Here is a 20,534-nt window from a genome sequence, read left to right on the forward strand (position 1 = left end):
ATTCCTGCGCTGTCTTTCACATAACCGAAAGAGAGCAGACACTTTTTTGCCTGCTCTCAACGTATATATCTATTATACGCAATATTTTTATTCCCTGCAATGACATTTTATAGTGCTTTCTGAAGAAACCAGCCAAAATCTGCATGATTCTGACTTTCCACTCCGTTTGCAGATGCATACATACCGATCGTACAGCCTACAAACCCTCCGGCTTCCTCGGTTGTATACGGAAGAAGGCTGATATCTTTCGCACACAAAATCCATTCTTCTCCTGTCTGAATCCATACACATGCTTTCTGCCTGTCACACAAAATACGGATTCTGGTTATCTTTTCATTACCATCCATCGGTGTCACAGAAATGATCTTTTCCTCTCCCTGTATACAGGATGTCACTGCAAAACATTTTCTTCCATCTCTCCTCATGATCTCCATACGAAGATGGTTTGCATGATTCTGATACAATACCATACCTGCAGTTTCTTTCTCCTGCACCGGCTCAAACTCTACCCCGGTCTCGGCATAGAACTGATAACTTTTCTGCCGTATTCCAAAATAAGCACAATTGTTCTTATCTGCAATACGTTCCTTTCTGTTATAGAGTCTCAACATGCCAGCACGCTCTGTCAGGGAATAAGTCTCCCCATTTAAACTCTCAATACTTACCAGCCGCTTGTCTAACTTTGCATCCCAGAACTGGATATAATCAGAAGCACCAACCTCCTCTGTCAGCCTGCATTCTTCCATTGGGATTTCAAGTTCTTCCTCAAGATGTCCGACTCCCTCTGCAATGACCGGCCATCCGTTTTCCCATGTCACTTTTGCAAAGAATGTCTCTCTTCCCATGCTGCTGTGTCTTTCACATGGCCTTGATGCAAGCATGACAACATACCAGTTTCCATGACCATCATCCACCAGATCGCCATGACCTGCATAAACAACCGGATAATCCATTCCAAGATTACGGTGTGTAAAAATCGGGTTTCTCGGACATCCCTCAAACCATTGGAACAGCTTCTTACTTCTTGCAATACTGATACTGTGTTCCGGACCTGTCCCTCCTTCTGCATGCATCAGATAATAATATCCGTCTATTTTATAAAGGTGTGGTCCCTCCGGCCAGATCACATCCTTTACCGCACCTTTCCAGATCGCCATGCTTTCGCCTACAAGTTTCATGGTGTTAAGATCAAGCTCCTGCACCCAGATTTCCCAGTCCCCATTATACCGGACACCTTCCGGGTTCGGTCTTGTTCCGCAATAATAACATTTTCCATCATCATCAAAGAACAGGCTCGGATCGATACCCGGTGCTTCCTCTCCAAGATAATATGGATCTGACCACGGGCCTGCCGGGTTTTTGGCAGTCACAATAAAATTGCCCCCATAGCTGACATTCGTTGTTATCATATAAAATGTTCCATTATGATACCTTATCGTTGGTGCATAAATTCCTTCTGAAATTTCACTTCCTTTTACTGGAAGCTGCTCTTTTCTGTCTAAAATATTACCGATCTGTTCCCAGTGTGCAAGATCCCTGCTATGAAAAACCGGAACTCCCGGTCCATAAACAAAACTTGAATTTACAATATAATAATCCTCCCCCGCCCTGCATATAGAAGGATCCGGATAAAATCCACATAAAATCGGGTTTTTTACTGTTACCATGTCATTCTCCATTCCTGCGCTGTCTTTTGCGCACCTTTTGTCCGTGCTTATTCCACAAATCCAAATCCCAGTATCGTAAACTGTTTTTCCAGATTTTCCTCTGCGATCTCAATCCGGATTTTGTGTTCTTTTCTTTCCTTCTCCACAAAAAGTATCACCGCATTACAATGCTGCCAGTTATTGATATGGGGATCTGCGGTAAGACAGTAATCACCATCTACATATACTTTTGCCTTTCCGACATTGACTTCTCCGGAATCCTTAAATACCAGAAGGAGCGACCGGCACCGGATCGTCATTTCAAACCAGTTTTCTTTGCTTTTTGTTCCGTCGTACATCCAGTTATATGGAAATTCCGGCGTTAATGTAAGATCGGTATCCATTTCCACACTCTGAAGCTTGGTATCTGTCCAGACAAAACCACCTTCCACAATGTTGGCATGGGCATATATATCCCTCTTATCGAGCAGTTTTACCTGTTCAAAATCTGCACCGATCGCAGTACCTTCGAAAAGCTGCTGCTCTAAAATTTCTTCCTCCGTCATCCCCTTGGTAAATGTATCCAGACGCGCATGTTCTGCCGCTTCACAGCGTTCAAACAGATACTGCAGACAATCTGCCATAATGGTATGTCCAATATTATCCGGGTGAAACATATCATAAAAAAACTGATTTTTCGAAAGTACTTTTCCCTCTTCCTTCTTCTTTGTAAACTGTGGCGTTACTGCATCCATGATACTTACCATCGGCAGATCATAGCGTTCTCCTACCGGCCGCAGCCTCTCCTGAAGATTCCAGTCATTTGCAAATACAGAGAATAAAAGCACGACTGCCGGTTTCCACGGAAGATTTAATACCTTCCGAACAAGACTTTCATAACAGTTTCCTTTCGTTTCATCCCCCTCATCATTGACTGCAAACTCGATGACTACAATATCCGGTTTTTCTCCATTTCTCAATACATCCCGGTCAAACCGTATCATTCCAAGCTCGGATGGTGTTCCTCCCACACCTGCTTTGATAAATTTTACATTATCCAATACAGCAAAACGTTTTTGAAATAACTGATAAGATTTATATGCATAACATTCTGTATTGATCGGCGTTGCACCTGCCCCCTGTGTAATAGATCCTCCGATATAAGCAAGTGTTACCTCTTTTCCTGCCCTGGATTTTTCAATCGCCTTCCGGATACGGTATGTATTTCCAAGATTCATTAAAGAATGACTGATCATCTCACAATACGCTTCCGAACCGGCATCCACCGCCTCATCTTTGATCTCAGGCGGTGCATCATATCCATCATTTAAATAAAAACGGACACTGAGCTTTCCCATCTGCTCCGGTGTCTGAAACACTACTTTGATCTGTCCCGGAACATCATCATCTTTTGTCCACTTTTCATCTGCCAGATAGATCTTATGTTCCATTCCGTCACAGGTTACTTCTGCCTTAAGATTTGTTCCGCCGCCATATAAATCTTTTTTTCCATACATCTGGAAAATAAAATTGACGGAGTCATTTGGATCATCCGTTTCCACGGATATCCCGATACTGTGAACAAGCTCTGCAAACCCGTCCACTGTCCCCAGCAGTTTTAATATTTTTTCATCTGTGATATTTCCAACAATCTGCGCACTGTTGATCAGACGTCCATCATTCTCATAAATAAACTGTATCCCTGTTCCGTCTTCCTGTCTTGATCCAAAAATATCTTTTTCTTTTATAATATAAAAATATGGTCTTGCCTTTTCCGGATCTTTCGGTGCTGCCGGTCCTCTCATATCAATACCCTCTCTTTATCTTTATCTTTATCGTTTTCTTTTATTGTAGCAGTCCCTGCTCCTTTTTCTACCCGATAAAGTATATAAAAGCACCGCATTTATTTCACATTTTACAATTAAACATGTTCACGTATGAAATGTTTCCGCCGGTCCTAAGTAACTTTCTCTGATCCTGTATCCCTTCGGATAAATCACAAACTTTTCCAATACAAATCCGGGTGTCAGTGGATAAATACGCAAAGCATTTTCCCCTTTCTGGCAGACAACCTCTGCACATTGCTTCCGGATCTGTTCTAATACTCCCTTTGACCAGGCTTCCTCCCTGTCCCCGATACGGTAGTCCCTGTCTACTTCATTATAAATCACAGTTTCTGCTTCATTCATCTGCACACCATAGAGGATCTCATTATCCCTTGTCACCGGATTTGACGGCTGCAGATAAAATTCTATCTCATATGTACCGCCCTCTCTTAACATAAAACGATACTCCAGATAAGGTGCGTTTTCATCCAATGAAAAATATGCCGTCGAAGGAAAATATTTAACGGCTGACAATGTTTTTCCATATCCCTGCAAAATGCCAAATCCACTCTCTCCATCCGGATTTTTGATCCATGCACCAGGTTTTGCATCATAAAAATGTTCTGCCTCAATAGAAATATATCCCGCCGTATCTTCAAAAACATTTTTTGCAGACAAATATTTTTTTCTGTTTACCGGAATTTCTATTTCACACTGCCCCGCCGGAGTTTCTATCACAAATGTTCCACTTACATTTTCTTTGTCCTGAAGGAAACTGCCCTCGTCAATCGTTATTTTAATTGTCTGTTTTTTGTGTAAAATCCCATCCACACTGCCTTCTGTGACATCTGTTTTGATCCAGTCCGTTTTTTCCTTAACAGAAAAATGGCTCTCTGTCTTACTCCTGCCATAAACGGTAACATATGCCTCCATACATTCCGGATTCCGGAAATTCTCCAGTATCATTCTGTTATCTAACCATATGCTTCCTTCGGCATGCTGGCTTGTACCATTCACTGCTACTATCACCGATGGTTTATCCAGTAATAAGACCTGCATGATAACCGGATTCTGACATTCATCCTCATTCCAGTGCGTAAACCCGATATGCTGTGAGGCTCCCATACCATACCATCTCTGCCCGTCTAACTGGTGATACCATTCGGTAAGTTTCCTGTCACAGGAAAAACACGCTGCTGCCTCTTTCCCATAATCATTTGCAATTGCCGCCCCGATTCCGGCATAATAATGATTTAACCCGGTAAAGACCTGCATCTTCACCAGATTCATTGTCGCAACAGCGGGATAATAAATAAGTGCTGCAAACGCTGCCTGATTATCTGCAGACTCACACTTTAATTTTGTACGGACTCCTTCTGCTTTTTTTATGATATCATCTGCCTCTGACAGAATCCGTTCACTCTCCTCCTCATTGACCGGATGATAGGTATCCGCTCCCAATGCTTCTGGTCTGCGCCTGTGAATCACTTTGGTATATCCGTTTAATATCTCTGCAATTTTCTGTCTGATTTCTTCTGAAAAACTGCCAAAAGATCTTCTAACCCACTGCCTGACATACTCCTGCACACAATTTACCGCCCTGCTTCCAAAGCGCTCAAAATCATAAGCCATATCCATAAGAAAAGACAATGGGAGTTCCTGCGTTGCAATATCACCGACATTGACCATCCATAATCTCCTGACACCAAAATCATACGCCATACTCATCTGTTCCCATATTTTAGGAAGATAGGAACTGTTGATCCATTCATAGGAAACCGGCCATCCATGATAATCCAGATGATAATACATCCCATATCCGCCCTTATGTTTCCTCATCTCTTCTGTTGGAAGTGTTCTTAAATTTCCATAATTATCGTCACAGAGCATCAAAATAATATCTTCCAGTTCCGGTTCCTTTAAAAGTCCCGCCGTATCTTCTGTTCCGTAAAAGAACTCCTCCACCTCTTTATAAAGTGCAAGCATCCGCGGTACTTTTTCTAAATCCTTATTTACATTTTCCCGGATCAGTTGATTCTGTACCCTAAGAACCTCCCGTAACAGCGCAATATTATCCGCAACCGCAGCATTCTCTCCAAGGATTGCCGTGTCAGCCTCTCCACGCATTCCCACAGTTATGACATTTTCAAACTGTCCGCTCCGTTTTAATCCGTCCTCCCAGAACCGTATAATTCCATCCCTGTTTGTCCGAAAATTCCATGCATCACCATAAACAGAACCTTTCCCGCGGAGATATTTATACTCTTCTCCCTGTCTTAAACAGGGCTCATGGTGTGACATTCCCATAATAACGCCATATTCATCTGCTAAAATGGCATTCTTAAGGCCAGGTCCGTCATCCTCAAATCTTGCACTCCACATCGCCGGCCACAGATAATTGCCTTTCAGACGAAGAAGCAGCTCAAAAATATGCTCATACATATCTGTACCAAAACCGCCAAAATGATGCATACACCAGTTTCCGAACGCAGGCCACTCATCATTGATAAAAAATCCCCGGTATTCTACTGACGGTTCTTTTGAAACACACTTCATATCCCACGCAAGAATAATTTTGTCTCTATGGCAGGGTTTTATCCCACACCAGTCAACAAATGGAGAAACTCCCATCTGCTCGGAAAGGTGAAACAAACCATATATCGTTCCCCGCTTGTCACTGCCTGCGATCACTAAAAGATGTGGATTTTCACTGTCTTTTTTCTCTGGAAACGCAAAACAGTAACATTCTCTTTTCCCTTCTATTTGATCAAGTGGAATCCTTCGTCTTATCTCTTCTTTTTCCAGAACTGCGCTTTTGCCTATCGTTGCTGCCACAACTGTTAATTCATCCGGCACCCGTAACATATCTTCTGTGATATTTTCTGCTGCCAGATATTCCGTTTTTCTTCCAGTCACAAGTTCTGCATCCTTCGCTACTTTTTCTGCGATCTTAATGACACCTGAATAAGCACTCTGTTCTACGATCAGTCTCATTTTATCTCTCCATAAACACTGCCAGCCGGTGTCTGAAAGCAGTCCAGTTTTCCCCTTTCATCCGCTCTATTACTTTCATTTCTTCGCAGACACCATACTTATGTAAGACTTCATTTATCTGCTCCTTTGATGCATCTTCATTCACCATAATTAATAGCTGCTTTACTCCGTCTTTTTCTGTGCTGATGCGGTCAGCTATATTGGCTACCTTTCCCTGATGCAGAAAACAGGATGCCGTCTCATCCATAAGTGCCTTTAACAGGATGACATTTTCCCGGTTCTGCACTGTTTTAGAATCCCCTGCAGATGTGTAAGTATAGATCATATCAACTCTGTCTGCTTCCTTATGATAAAAATAGTGGATGTGTATCTGCCCATGCGGCACATCTGCCAGTTCTGCCAGTGAAAAATCCGTCTCTTCCATTTCCAGATAATTTACCGCTGTTCCATCCTCATACCCCACCGGTGCATCCGGATTCAGAACTGCTGTTCCATTTACAGAAAACCATACTCTGTGATATCCACCTGTGATATTTTTCACTACTTTTGTCCAATATCCTTCTTTCTTTTGCGACCGCTCTAATGCCTGCTCCTCGCAGCCATCTACCTTTACGGTCACCTTTGACGCCTCCGGTGCATAAAAATTAAATTCTGCCATCCCCGGTTCTAAAACAACGACACCGTGCAAAACATCCGGGTATACTCCTGCCGGTTTTCCATCTTTATCTGTTTCAAACTGAATCTGACGATACACCGGATCAAAGAAAAGCATCTGTTCTTCTTTCGTCTGGATCTTCAACTGTGTATCTTCCACTTTTACATCTTCCATACATGCAATATCTGCCATCTCAGAGGAATCCCACCGGAAAAGCAGCTGCACAAAATCATATAGACTTTTTCTCCAGACATGCCATTCATGATAACCCTCATAAACAAAAGTTTTGCAAGGTTTTCCTGCCTGGATCAACTTTTTTTGCATCTCATCCATACCGTGTCTGATTTCTTTTTCTTCACTGCCGCAGGATAAAAATACTTCTTCCAGCTGATGCTCATTCTGACAGATCCGCTCAATCTCATGAAGCGCAACACCGGAAAAAACTCCTAATGCCGAAAACAGCTCCATATGTTTCGCCACGCTGTCAGTCGCCTGCGCAGAACCTAATGACAATCCTGCCAGCGCCCTGTTATTTCTGCCTTTTTTCGTCCGGAAATGTTTTTCTATATAAGGAATTATATTATATATCAGTTCCCGGTCAAAATCCCCAGGATAAAATACCGGTTTTTCATCTTTATAAAATGCATAACCACAGCCTGCAACAACAATCATCCGTGCGCATTTTTTCTCTGCGATCAGATTATCCATAATATAATTCATTTTTCCCTGCCAGATCCATCCGGTCTCATTCTCCCCAACCCCATGCTGCAGATATAAAACCGGATAGGTTTCATCCAGATCCTGTTCATAACCATACGGCGTATAAACATAACATTCCTTCAGATGTCTGCTTACCTCTGATACATATTTACAGATATGCACTGTACCATGTGGAACTTCCTTCGCATAATAAAAATCTACACCGTCTTCCGGTATCTCAAACGTGTTAACCGGTGTAAAACAGCCATAGGATATTCCTGCATCCGGGTTACAGACACGCTCGCCATCCACAAACCAGAAATAGTAATGCATTGCCCAGTGCATCTTAGGTACTGTTCTACAAAATCCTCCCCTTCCATCTGACTCCAGTGTAATTTTCTCATTTGAAAAATAACCGCCTGCACCTGCAACCTGTACCTCTTTTGCATTCGGTGCATACATGTAAAAAGTAACCGTACCATCTTCATGTACGGTTACTGGTCTTCTTTTCCCCGCCATATCCTTTCCTACCGGATACTGTTCTAATCCCCCGTTTTTTACCATAACCCCTCATTTCTGCTTCCTAATCAGAGATATCCTGTTCCACTCTTTTATTTACCTCTGACTGCAGATCTTCAAGATATGCAGCCGGATCACATGCGTTATACTCCTGCATATAATTTTCCCATGCAGTATCGAAATCATCTGCCATGATAACCTGCGGAAGCCATTTATGTTTTACCTCATCTAACTGTTCCCTGATCTGCCCTGCCTGTGAATTAACTGACAGTGCTGTTGTGTAAGAATACATCGGATACCAGGCGCCAGGCGCTTCATTTGTTCCAAGCATCTCAACATAATTTGTAACCCCATAAGCCTCAAAACATTCTCTCACATCCTGTGGCTGATTTTTCAAAAACTCCGCTGACTGATATTCCATGGAAAATGCATTTTTCCCATCCGGCAGAAGCCCTTCTACTTTTGGAAAATAAGAATAAGAACAGAAATGATTTTCTGCAGTCTCCTGATCGCTCCGTCTCGCTCCCTGTTCTTCATTCATATAAAACATGCCATTCTCATCAACAGAATAATCAATTCCCTCTTCTCCCCAGAAACGTAACTTAACAATCTCCGGTTCCATCAGATCACTGATAAACTGCATGGCTCCATCAATATCCTGACAGGATACTGTAATGGATAATCCCGTCGAACTGTCAAGTTCTGCGGAACGTGTCACATGCCATTTATTTTTGATTCCTTCCTCACGTGTAATTGGCAGAGGGACATAATCACACCCTAAATCCCGCAATCCGTTCTGGTCATAGATACCCACGATTGCATAATAAAACTGCCACCACTGATCCGGCATGCCACACACAGCACCCGTAGACAGCTTTTTCAGATAATCATCATAAGTTGCAGTAAAAGATTCTGCATCCAGAATCCCTTTATGAAATTCTTCGTTCAGCTTTTTAAAGTACCACTGTGCCGTATCTGTCGTATTATAATCCACTACCTGCAGCGTATCAGGATCAACAATACAGCTTCCATCATTCGGATAACCATCCAGAAACTGCGGCACATTTTCCAGACAGAAATATCTCCATCCATCACACAGCACCGTAAACGGAATATTTTTCGTTCCATCCTCCATCGCAGGATTTGCTGCAACATAGCGTTCGATCAGATCAAAATATTCATCTACGGTATGAATCTTCGGATATCCTGCCCATTTCAATACTCTTGTCTGTATCCAGAATGCCTCTCCGGTATGTGTTACCTCCACATCTTCCCCATGGGATACTCCAAATTGCGGAATCCAGTAAATATGACCGTCTGCCTGCCGGAATCTGTCCCACTGTTCCTTAGTCAGGTATCCTTTGATATTCGGATATTTATCCCAATATTCATCTAATGGTATCAATGCATTTGCTTCATATAAACTGACCTCTCCTGATATAAAATCCGGATATTCCCCATTCACTATATAAGCATTCAATGCATTTTCCTTTGTCTGCCCGACAAGCCATATTTCCTCACAATCTGCACCCGTCAGCTGTGCGATCTTCTGCCGGATTTCGTTATCTGGTTCTAACGTATCTCCTTCTACCGAAAAAAAAGCGGTAAAATGTTTTATATTTTTATCCGGTACACTGCTCCCTTTTGAAACATGTACCAGACCTGCCATACATGCAACTACACAAAGTGCTGCTATCACTCTTTTTTTCATAACATATAAATTCCTTTTTCGTTTTTATAAATGTTTATTATAGGAAATTTACATATTAAAGTAAAGGATAACTTATGTATTGTCGTCAAACGTAAAAGATTTTAAATCTGCAGTACCTTCTCCGCGAAATGTCAGATAAAGTGCCTGTACTCCATCCTCTATTTTCACAGGTGCCTCATAGTTTTCCCACACATTTGTAAACTCAACAGGAATCTTTCCACAGACAGGACCATCCCATACAGTCCGGACCTCAAATTCTCCTCTTGCATATCCTCTGACACAGATTCCTAATTTTTTGATTCCTTTACAGGAAAAATACTTAAATCCTGCTGTTGCATGATCTGTCATATTTGTAATATAGGCAGGGACATAATCACCATCACACCCGTCCTGCATAATATACGGCTGTTTTTCCCCACCGACATACATTTCTTCTTTGTCCGTAAAAAGGTTGCATGCGATATAAGACGGATATGTTCCTTCTCCTCTTAAGGGACTTCCGTTTAGTCCACAGGATGTCATCTCTGCCTGACAGATACGTTCTCCCTGAAATACGATCGGTTCTGCGCATCCCTGCCTGCAATACCAGGAATGATTTGTATGCCTGTGATAAAAAATATACCACTGATCCATGATATCTATGATGCTTCCATGATTATTTGCACCATATGCCACAGGTTTTTCCGCCGGTTTTCCATTTGTAATGCCAACGTCACAGTTGCTGACGATCACGCCTCCATAAGTAAAACCTTCCAGAGGATTTTTACTGACTGCATAACAAAGTTCATGCATCACAACAGAAGAATATATCAGATAGTAATAATCTCCCTTTTTCCGGATTGACGGTGCCTCAAAAAATTCATGTTCTTCAAATCCGGTTCCTTTTCCGTAAACATGATTTGGCAGAACGATCCGGGGTTCTTCTATGACTGTCAGCATATCCTTACCAAGTGCCATTCCCATAGCACCGTGCCTTGACGCATCATTCGCCGCACAAAATCCTGTATAGAGATACGTTTTATCGCCCTCTGTCAGTACAGCCGGATCAAACTGCGGTTCATCCTGACTGCGCTCCCCGATCCGGTTTCCGTTTTTATCATGCACATATCCATAAAACTTATACGGACCATCCGGTTTTTCTGCTACTGCCACAGATACAACAGATACCTTATCCAGAACATAATATAAATAATATCTTCCATCTGCCCCTCTTGTCACATCCGGTGCATACAGACACATTTTCCCGTCTTTGTTCAAAGGATCTTCTGTTTTCCGGTAAATGGTTCCACTACAGTGCCATTCCCCCAGACTGTCTAACGGCGCAGACCAGCACACATAATCATTCAGGCAGAACACATGCCCATTGTATCTGTCATGTGATCCAAAGACATAAACTCTGTCCCCGAAAACATATGGTTCACCATCCGGGATATATTCCCACGATGGCAGATATGGATTATATACCTGTTTTTTCATTTCCATCCCCATTCCTGTATAAAACATCACTTCTGATAGATCCGGTAATTTCCGGAAAGTGCGAGCATTGCAAACATATAAAGGAAATTATCATAATATCTTCTGTCTCCGGTACGAAGCGGCGTATCCCACAGACGATCCACACATTCTTTCACATATGGCCCGTCTGCCGCTAAAGATGCCTGTGCATTTACTGCAACAATGGCAACCGGATGAAGTGCCTTCTCCTCTAATCTTGTTCCATCGGTCAGAAATACTCCGTCCCAGTGTTCCTTCTGCTCGGCACAGTAAAAGTGCTGTAATCTGTTTGCGATTTCGACCTGCCAGGGATCTTTTTCAAACCAGAGATGATCCATGCCGATATTTGCAATGGTACGGTAAGCATCACTGTAATACCAGTCATGACGTCCGAAAATTTCCTGATGCCCAATATGAGGCTTTCCATCATAATCCGCATACTCGGCAGACAATCCGGTCTTCGGATGGCATGCCAAATGCAGATAACCTCTGCTTGCCTCCGCTGCCTGTTCCCAGAATGTCCGGTCACAGGGATCTGCATTTTTTGCAAATAACTCATAAAAATGCGGCAGATGATAGGATGGATCAGAAAAATCAAATCCCGGCACAAATTTGATCAGTTTGTTTGATGGCTCCCACATTGGCTCTCCCGGATGTGATGCTTCCCCTTTGTGGACACATTCTCTTAATATCGCTTTTGCCTCTGCGCCGTAATTAAAAATTCCTTCTCCGTCTCCCCAGCGTGCAGACGCAAAAAACAGTGCCATTGCAAAATATTCTTCTCCATCCGGAGCAGGACCGTCTGCATTCTTACTTCCATCTAACCCGCAGGACCAGACAAAATAATTTTTATTTGGTCCGTTTTCAATATACATATAAGTGCGTACCCACTTCCAGAGACGATCAAATTCTTCCTTTTTATTCATCTGTACGCAGACCATCATCCCATAGGACATGCCTTCGGTACGGACATCATGGTTTCCGGTATCCTCCATATAAGCCATGTCATCTCCCACTTCATGGTAAAACCTTTCCTCCTCTTTTCCATAAAAAATGGTTTCAAATGTCTGCTCTACTCTTTTTGTTATCTCATCCTCAGAATATCCGCACTCTTTAAAAACATTGCGGTATTTTCCTGTCAAAACTGCTCCTGCCATTTTAATCTCCATTCCTGCCGCTTTCCAGGGCATTTTTAGTTTGTGCTCCGGCACAAATTCTGCACAGCCTGATCTTCTATCCTTTACTCTTTGACACCGCCAAGGGTAAGTCCTGTCACAAAGTATTTCTGTAAAAACGGATAAATACAGATGATAGGAAGCATGGTGATAATGGTTGCTGCAGCACGAACAGAAGTTGGTGTAACGGTTCCTACTGCATTTTTCATAGCCTCTGCGTTGGTTCCCTGGTTTGTTACGGATGATAATAATTTCATTAACTCATACTGAAGCGTTGTTAAGTTATCACTCATACGGTTATATAACATTGCATCAAACCATGAGTTCCACTGCCCGACTGCAACAAATAATGCAACTGTCGCATATACCGGTTTACACAGCGGAGAATAAATTTTTAAGAAAATCGTTGTATATCCCGCACCATCTAACTGCGCAGATTCCTCTAAACTGTCAGGTATACCATTCATATATGTACGGATGACAAGCATATTAAATGCACTTACCATGCCCGGAATTACATAAACCCAAAAACTGTTTGTAAGTCCAAGTCCTTTGTATAAAAGGAAGGTCGGAATCAGTCCACCATTTACATACATGGTGATAACCCAGAAAAGAGATACTTCTTTTTTGAATAAAAATCTTTTTCTGCTGACGATAAATGCAAGAATCGCATTTGCGATCAGTGCAAGAACCGTACCGATGATCGTTCTTGCGACTGTAATATAAGCTCCGGTGATCAGATTATCTTTCTGAAGCACAGTCGTATAGTTTTTCCATGTAAACTTTCTCGGTAACAGATAAATCCCGCCTCTTAATGCATCTGTTCCATCGTTTAATGAAATTGCCAATGTATTTAATACCGGATACAGGGTAATGATCACAAACAGGATCATTATGACCGCATTTACGATCGGAAATACCTGTATCTTTTTTGTTTTCTTTCTTTTTTGTGTCTTTGCCATGACCAAAACCTCCTAGAATAACTGTTCCTCTCCATTTCGTTTTGCAATCTGGTTTGCAATTACGATCAGAATAATACTTACAAGACTCTTGAAGATACCTGCTGCAGTACCGATTGCATAATCTCCCTGACTGATACCCCATTTTAATACATAAATGTCAATGGTCTGGGATACTTTCTGTACAAGTCCGTTTCCTAACAGATACTGAATCTCAAATCCTGCATTTAAGACATTTCCTACATTCATTAAAAGTAAAATAATAATAGTTGGTTTGATTCCCGGCAGAGTAACATATTTAATTTTCGCCCATCTTCCGGCACCATCAATCGCTGCTGCTTCATAAAGTGACGGGTCGATCGCTGTGATCGCTGATAAATAAATAATTGCATTCCATCCTGTTTCTTTCCACACATTTGCAAATGCAACGATCGGCCAGAAATATCCCGGATGTGCAAAAAAGTTGATCGGCTGTTCTATCAGATGTAAATTTACAAGCATTTCATTTATGATTCCGGTTCCGGAAAGCATATCATGTAAAATACCTGTTACAATGATCCAGGAAAGAAAGTGCGGCAGATAAGATATCGTCTGTACCACTTTTTTCCCGCCTTTTGTGACCATCTCATTTAATAAAATTGCAAAAGCGATCGCTGTCACAAATGTTACCACAAGGTTAATAACACCCATTGCAAGTGTATTTCTGATTACCCGGATAAAAGTCATATCCGAGAATAACATTTTAAATTTGTCTAATCCGACAAATTGTGAATGGAGGATACCAAGCTTTGGTTTGTAATTCTGGAATGCCATTGCCCATCCTGCCAGTGGCAGATAATAAAATATCACTCCATAGATGACAAGGATCGCAGCCCAGAACAGTAAAACTTTCTGCCTCTTGATCTCTTTCCATGTAATTTTAGTCCGGTTCTCTTTTATTTTTTCTTTTGATTTTGTTCTCGCTAACGACATGACTTCACCCCTTAAAAAAATGGGCAGATGTTTTCCATCTGCCCGTTTTTAAATTATATTTCTTCTCTTATTTGAACTGAGCAGCCTGTTCCATTCTTGTATCAAGTTCTGTCTGTAATTCACTAAGGAAATCTTCCGGCTGACATGCATTATATGCATCCATGTAAGCTGCCCATGCACTGTCAAAATCATCTGCCATGACAACCTGTGGAAGCTGTTCATGTTTTACTTCACCAATCTTTGTCCATGCCATACCACCCGGTGTACTTGTCGTAAAGTTATTTGAGAAAGACCACATCGGATACCAGTCACCAGGAGCCTCATTTGTTCCGAGCATCTCTACATAAGTTTCTACGCCATATGCTTCAAATGCTTTTTTTACATCTTCATTTAAACCATCAAAGAATTCGTTTGCCTGTCCTTCCGGTTTGTTTGCATTGATTCCGTCATCACTTGTTCCACTGTACTGTGGGAAGTATGAGTATGAGCATAAATGTGATGCTTTGTATGCTGTATCAGAAGCCTGCATTCTCTGATCATCATTTCTGATAAACTCGCCGTTTTCATCTACCTGATAATCAACACCTTCAACACCCCAGAAACGAAGGTTATGTGTATCCTGATCTAAAAGATCACTGACAAATTTAGCTGCTGCATCCGGATCTTCACATCCTGTTGTGATAGCAAGACCTGTTGCTTCATTGAAAGCTCCGCCTGAGTTATGCCACTGGTTTTTCACACTCTCATCAATTGTGACCGGAAGTGGAATGTAATCACAGCCCTGTTTATCTAAGCCTGCCTGTTTTAATGCATCACCTGCTGTGTAAGCGAAATCCCACCACTGATCGATCATACCAAGAACACGTCCGGTAGAAAGTTTTGCGATATACTCATCATATGTCTGTGTGAAAGATTCCGGGTCTACGATACCTTTTTTGTACTCCTCATTTAATTTTTTAAAGTATTTCACTGCTGTATCAGATGTATTGTAGTCAAGTACTGTAAGTGTATCCGGATCTACCATACAGCTTCCATCGTTTGGATATCCATCAAGGAACTGTGGTGCATTCTCTAAGCAGAAATATCTCCAGTCATCGCAGAGAATAGTATAAGGAATATTTGCTGTTCCATCCTCCATGGTAGGATTTGCATCATTATATGCTTCGATCAGATCAAAATACTGATCCATGGTTCTTATTTCCGGATAGCCTGCCCACTCTAAAACTCTTGCCTGAATCCAGAATGCCTCATCATTATGTGTACAAACTTTTTCTTCGTTTTTAATGCAACTAAACTGTGGAATCCAGTAAATATGTCCATCATCCTGACGAAGTTTTTCCCACTCTAAATCTGTGAAAAGATTTTTGATATTTGGATACTGCTCAATGTAATCATCCAGTGGAATCAATGCATCTGCTTCATATAACTGCATCTGTCCGCTTCCACCTTCAATAAAGTCCGGATATTCGCCACCGGCAATCATTGTTCCGACTGCCTCATCTGCTGTCTGTCCGGTAAGCCATGTCTCCTTTACCTTCACCCCTGTTTTTTCTGCAATGATCTGCTGGATCTCATTGTCATCATTGATCTCAGATCCCGGTACTGCAAAGAATGCTGTAAACTCTTTCACATCACCATTTTCTGTTCCTGCATCTGCAGAACTTTCTGTTCCCGCAGCAGAAGATCCTGCATTTGAGGTCTTTCCGTTATTTCCGCTGTTGCCACCGCATCCGGCGAAAAGTGTTGCTGTCATTGCTGTGATCAATAACATGCTTACAAGTTTTTTTCTTTTCATATTGTAATTACCTCCCTTTCGATAAGACTATTTTACCTTTTCCTGCCGTACAAACAATCAGACTAAGTATAGTAAAAAGCAGGGTAAATTATAGATATTCGGATAGAACGACAAAGAAGTGCCCTGCTTCTCTGCTCATAATCCTCTTTCATCTGCTCATTAAATATGGCATATGGTTTCACATACTGATTCGGGATATAGGTTTTTGCAAGTTTGGCACGGTCACACATATCTGACACCTGCAATGTAATATCTTCCGGTACATAATAAATCCCGCATCTGCCATACAGCTCGATCCTTATATCCTGCTTATCATAAATTCTATGTAAAAGCTGTGGTAACTTATCCAGATTAAGATTCTTACAGTCAACAAGCATCACAAACTTATCTGCTTCTGTCCGCGCAAGCGCAAGTGGTTTTAAAAAACTTGTCTGATATGCGTTTGCCACATCATTTCTTTGATATAAGGGCACCAGTCTTTCTGATAGAGGGAGTCTTTAAAGGTATTCCAGCAAAAGGATGTTTCCTGCCTGTAGAAAGAAACGGGTACTTTCAGAACATCTGACTGGTACAGGACATTCAGATGGTATAGGAATTTTCCCTTAAATTTATCCCGTAACACAAACACGGGGATAAAAAACTTTCCTTTTGATTTACGGATCTTCCCATCCGGTGTAATGCCGCCGCCGGATACGATGCAGTGCATATGTACATGATAATCAAGTGTCTGGTTCCAGGTGTGGAGAACCTGAATAATCCCGGGTGTTGCACCGAGATACTTTTTGTCGGCAGACAATTCCAAAAGTGTCTCGGCGGAACATCTGTGAAGAAGACCGTATAAAAGCTTCTGATTGTTATAGAGAAGCGGATTTAATTCGTGTGGAAGTGTAAAGACCACATGAAAATACGGCGAGTCAATGACTTCGGCTCTGCGTTTATCCACCCAGAGTTCTTTTTTGACAGCCTGACAGTTCGGGCAGTTGCGGTATGTTTGCCGTTGACAGCCAGATGGACATAGATGGTTGTGGATTCCAGAGATTTATGACCAAGCAGGGTTTTTATGGTCATAAGATCAGCACCGTTTTCATAGAGGTGTGTTCCAAAAGCATGTCGGAAAGAATGACAGGTAAGGCGTTTTGACCATCCGAGTTCTGCCTCATGTTTTGCGATATGTCTGGAGTGATAAAAGGTGTCAATGGGTTTTGAAGAATCTCTCTGTTTTGGAAAAAGGTAGCCGGCAGGTCTTCCACAGGCAAACCAGTACTCGGTAAGAATGTCAAGCGCCTGTTTGGAAAGAATGGCATAACGGTCAGAGCGGTTTTTACCATGAGTGATGTGGATGCGCATATTTTTCCGTTGAATGTCTTCATAACGGAGATTGCAGACTTCACCAATGCGAAGACCGGAAGAATACATGAGAGCAACCATAGCTTTCGGTTTGAGATCGGTCATGGTAGAGATAAAGATTTTGGTCTCTTCTTTTGTAGGGACAAATGGCAGATAGGTATCAAATTTCCGCATAGGAAGCTGTGTGTCATCCCAGGGCTTATGAAGAACGTAAAAAGTGAAAAAACGCAGTTGGGAAATGGCAACATTGATCGTACGATCAGAAAGATTCCGTTCCTTTTGAAGGATCTCAAGAAACCGCCGCTGATCTTTGTAAGAGACCTGTGAAGGCGTTTTGTGAAGGGTATTCCCGATATGATCGAGATAAGTAGAAATATAAGTCTGGTAAGATTTCATTGTATGGTCGGTAAGACCACGAAGAGAAATCATTTTTTGGTAGCGTTTTAAATAATCCATGAAATAACCTCCTGAAATAAGTGAAAGATAAAGTAACATCACAAAAACATGTGGTGATCTGGATAAAAAATAAGATATGTAATTGTTAAGTCTAAAAAAACATGATAAAATACGCATAGCAGTTTTGGTTGTTATGTGGTTGTTTGAGTGTGGTAACTTAACAATACAACATAAATACAAAAACTGCTATTTTTTTATAAAAGTGGTAATTTTTACGTAACTGGGGCTAGCCGTCGCGCTAGCGACTTGGTACAATGCACTTAATGAATCTGAAAAAGTTGCAGAAGTTGTAATTCCCTGTTATCACTTGGTATGATATAATTTGGAATAAAAAAGGATGGCTTAAATGGCTGTTGTAATTCCCTGTTATCACTTGGTATGATATAATATGGCAGTTGATCGTGATTGAACAGAACGGGTTGTAATTCCCTGTTATCACTTGGTATGATATAATATTAACAACGCTTTAGAAATTGTCAGACTTGTTGTAATTCCCTGTTATCACTTGGTATGATATAATGCAGGAACTGCCCCACCTGCACCGATGAGAGTTGTAATTCCCTGTTATCACTTGGTATGATATAATTGTACTACAAACTTTAAAAGAAACCGGTTAGTTGTAATTCCCTGTTATCACTTGGTATGATATAATGTGAAGTTTTTACCTGAACCAGCAGGGCCTGGTTGTAATTCCCTGTTATCACTTGGTATGATATAATATTGCAATTTAAAACAAATGCATTTGATTTGTTGTAATTCCCTGTTATCACTTGGTATGATATAATAATGTATAGAAAAGCATGGAAGCCGTCAAAGTTGTAATTCCCTGTTATCACTTGGTATGATATAATATTTTCAAAATGCGGAAATAGGATGGAATGGTTGTAATTCCCTGTTATCACTTGGTATGATATAATTGACTTTTGATATTGAAACAACTACTATTTGTTGTAATTCCCTGTTATCACTTGGTATGATATAATTATACCAGACGGTAATGCAGGCAGACTCACGTTGTAATTCCCTGTTATCACTTGGTATGATATAATCGGACGTTTGAAACGGGGAATGGGGAAGAGGTTGTAATTCCCTGTTATCACTTGGTATGATATAATCTGCTGTTTATGGAATCGTTGGTAACTGGGGTTGTAATTCCCTGTTATCACTTGGTATGATATAATGGTAATGTCTACTAGAGATGTGCTCCCATTGTTGTAATTCCCTGTTATCACTTGGTATGATATAATAGTGCTTGATAAAGGTGTAACAAAACCAACGTTGTAATTCCCTGTTATCACTTGGTATGATATAATTGGTAAAGGCGATTGCAGTTCCTTTGTTAAGTTGTAATTCCCTGTTATCACTTGGTATGATATAATTGGAAAAAAGTATTGATTACGCACAGGGAGGTTGTAATTCCCTGTTATCACTTGGTATGATATAATACAAAAAACGAAACATTAGAACGTCACATGGTTGTAATTCCCTGTTATCACTTGGTATGATATAATTTTTTAAATTGTAAGAAAGTGCTGTGTTATGTTGTAATTCCCTGTTATCACTTGGTATGATATAATGTTGTGTTTTTTTAAGATAACATGAAAGAAGTTGTAATTCCCTGTTATCACTTGGTATGATATAATTCGTTCGATTGCCGGAGCGACACCGCTCACGTTGTAATTCCCTGTTATCACTTGGTATGATATAATCTCAATGAGTGGTTTCTGGGTTCGACTCCGTTGTAATTCCCTGTTATCACTTGGTATGATATAATTATTAATTTATTAAGAAAAGATGATACATCGTTGTAATTCCCTGTTATCACTTGGTATGATATAATTTCAAGTCCTTTATTGATATAATCATTTGTGTTGTAATTCCCTGTTATCACTTGGTATGATATAATTTTATCTGCCCTGTAATGCTTTGACCGAATGTTGTAATTCCCTGTTATCACTTGGTATGATATAATTATAGGGACTCCTACAGCAATCACAATGGTGTTGTAATTCCCTGTTATCACTTGGTATGATATAATAAGGCGTGTCAGAGACAGCATAGGCGATATGTTGTAATTCCCTGTTATCACTTGGTATGATATAATAAAGTGCAAAAAACCCCGGCGCAGTCTTTAGTTGTAATTCCCTGTTATCACTTGGTATGATATAATTAAAGAATAAGATATACTCAAGTAGTACATGTTGTAATTCCCTGTTATCACTTGGTATGATATAATCGTTTTTGCTTGCAAACGGTCGTGTTGTTGTTGTAATTCCCTGTTATCAC

At 41.0% G+C, this 20,534-nt stretch carries 12 protein-coding genes, 1 pseudogene and 1 CRISPR repeat array (1 of these 14 running past the window's edge); all 13 genes and pseudogenes read right to left on the reverse strand.

Annotation, left to right across the window (positions count from 1 at the left end):
• Positions 1-107: 107 nt before the first annotated feature.
• The 13 genes and pseudogenes from DW650_RS14720 to DW650_RS14780 all read right to left on the reverse strand — a co-directional run bounded on the left by DW650_RS14720 (position 108) and on the right by DW650_RS14780 (position 18,248).
• A complete protein-coding gene (locus DW650_RS14720; RefSeq protein ID WP_118210350.1) occupies positions 108-1,667 on the reverse strand; it encodes a glycoside hydrolase family 43 protein in 1,560 nt (519 codons plus the stop codon).
• A 47-nt stretch (positions 1,668-1,714) separates the two neighbouring features.
• Positions 1,715-3,451, reverse strand: a complete 1,737-nt coding sequence (locus tag DW650_RS14725) for an SGNH/GDSL hydrolase family protein (protein WP_118210351.1) — start codon at positions 3,449-3,451, stop codon at positions 1,715-1,717.
• 126 nt (positions 3,452-3,577) lie between these two features.
• Complete coding sequence (locus DW650_RS14730) at positions 3,578-6,466, reverse strand: glycosyl hydrolase 115 family protein (RefSeq protein ID WP_118210352.1); 2,889 nt, start codon at positions 6,464-6,466, stop codon at positions 3,578-3,580.
• Between the two features lies 1 nt (position 6,467).
• The gene (locus tag DW650_RS14735; RefSeq protein ID WP_118210353.1) at positions 6,468-8,384 is read right to left on the reverse strand and encodes an alpha/beta hydrolase-fold protein; all 1,917 of its coding nucleotides are present in this window, start codon (positions 8,382-8,384) and stop codon (positions 6,468-6,470) included.
• A gap of 19 nt (positions 8,385-8,403) precedes the next feature.
• On the reverse strand, positions 8,404-10,050 hold the full coding sequence (locus DW650_RS14740) for a sugar ABC transporter substrate-binding protein (RefSeq protein ID WP_118210354.1): 1,647 nt from the start codon (positions 10,048-10,050) through the stop codon (positions 8,404-8,406).
• Between the two features lie 72 nt (positions 10,051-10,122).
• Entirely contained in the window at positions 10,123-11,526 is a 1,404-nt protein-coding gene (locus tag DW650_RS14745; RefSeq protein ID WP_118210369.1) for a family 43 glycosylhydrolase, read from the reverse strand.
• Positions 11,527-11,552: 26 nt separating this feature from the next.
• Complete coding sequence (locus DW650_RS14750) at positions 11,553-12,701, reverse strand: glycosyl hydrolase family 8 (protein WP_118210370.1); 1,149 nt, start codon at positions 12,699-12,701, stop codon at positions 11,553-11,555.
• A gap of 83 nt (positions 12,702-12,784) precedes the next feature.
• Positions 12,785-13,681 (reverse strand): carbohydrate ABC transporter permease, encoded by an 897-nt coding sequence (locus DW650_RS14755; RefSeq protein ID WP_117921926.1) that lies wholly within the window; start codon positions 13,679-13,681, stop codon positions 12,785-12,787.
• Between the two features lie 12 nt (positions 13,682-13,693).
• On the reverse strand, positions 13,694-14,650 hold the full coding sequence (locus DW650_RS14760; protein WP_117921925.1) for an ABC transporter permease: 957 nt from the start codon (positions 14,648-14,650) through the stop codon (positions 13,694-13,696).
• Between the two features lie 67 nt (positions 14,651-14,717).
• Positions 14,718-16,445, reverse strand: coding sequence for an extracellular solute-binding protein (locus DW650_RS14765; protein ID WP_118210355.1), 1,728 nt, complete (start codon positions 16,443-16,445; stop codon positions 14,718-14,720).
• Between the two features lie 62 nt (positions 16,446-16,507).
• Positions 16,508-16,894, reverse strand: a complete 387-nt coding sequence (locus tag DW650_RS14770; protein ID WP_118210356.1) for a hypothetical protein — start codon at positions 16,892-16,894, stop codon at positions 16,508-16,510.
• Between the two features lie 5 nt (positions 16,895-16,899).
• Positions 16,900-17,430, reverse strand: a pseudogene (locus DW650_RS14775) (IS91 family transposase); the annotation flags it as partial.
• Positions 17,316-18,248 carry a tyrosine-type recombinase/integrase gene (locus DW650_RS14780; protein ID WP_118210357.1) on the reverse strand — a complete coding sequence of 311 codons (933 nt, stop codon included), beginning with the start codon at positions 18,246-18,248 and terminating at the stop codon, positions 17,316-17,318. The pseudogene DW650_RS14775 and the gene DW650_RS14780, both read right to left, overlap by 115 nt.
• Before the next feature lie 286 nt (positions 18,249-18,534).
• Positions 18,535-20,534: direct repeats of the CRISPR family, unit length 36 nt; unit sequence GTTGTAATTCCCTGTTATCACTTGGTATGATATAAT (it continues 806 nt past the right edge of the window).

The organism is Roseburia sp. AM23-20 (genome assembly GCF_003470905.1).
In the GTDB taxonomy this organism is placed as follows: Bacteria; Bacillota; Clostridia; order Lachnospirales; family Lachnospiraceae; genus Roseburia; species Roseburia rectibacter.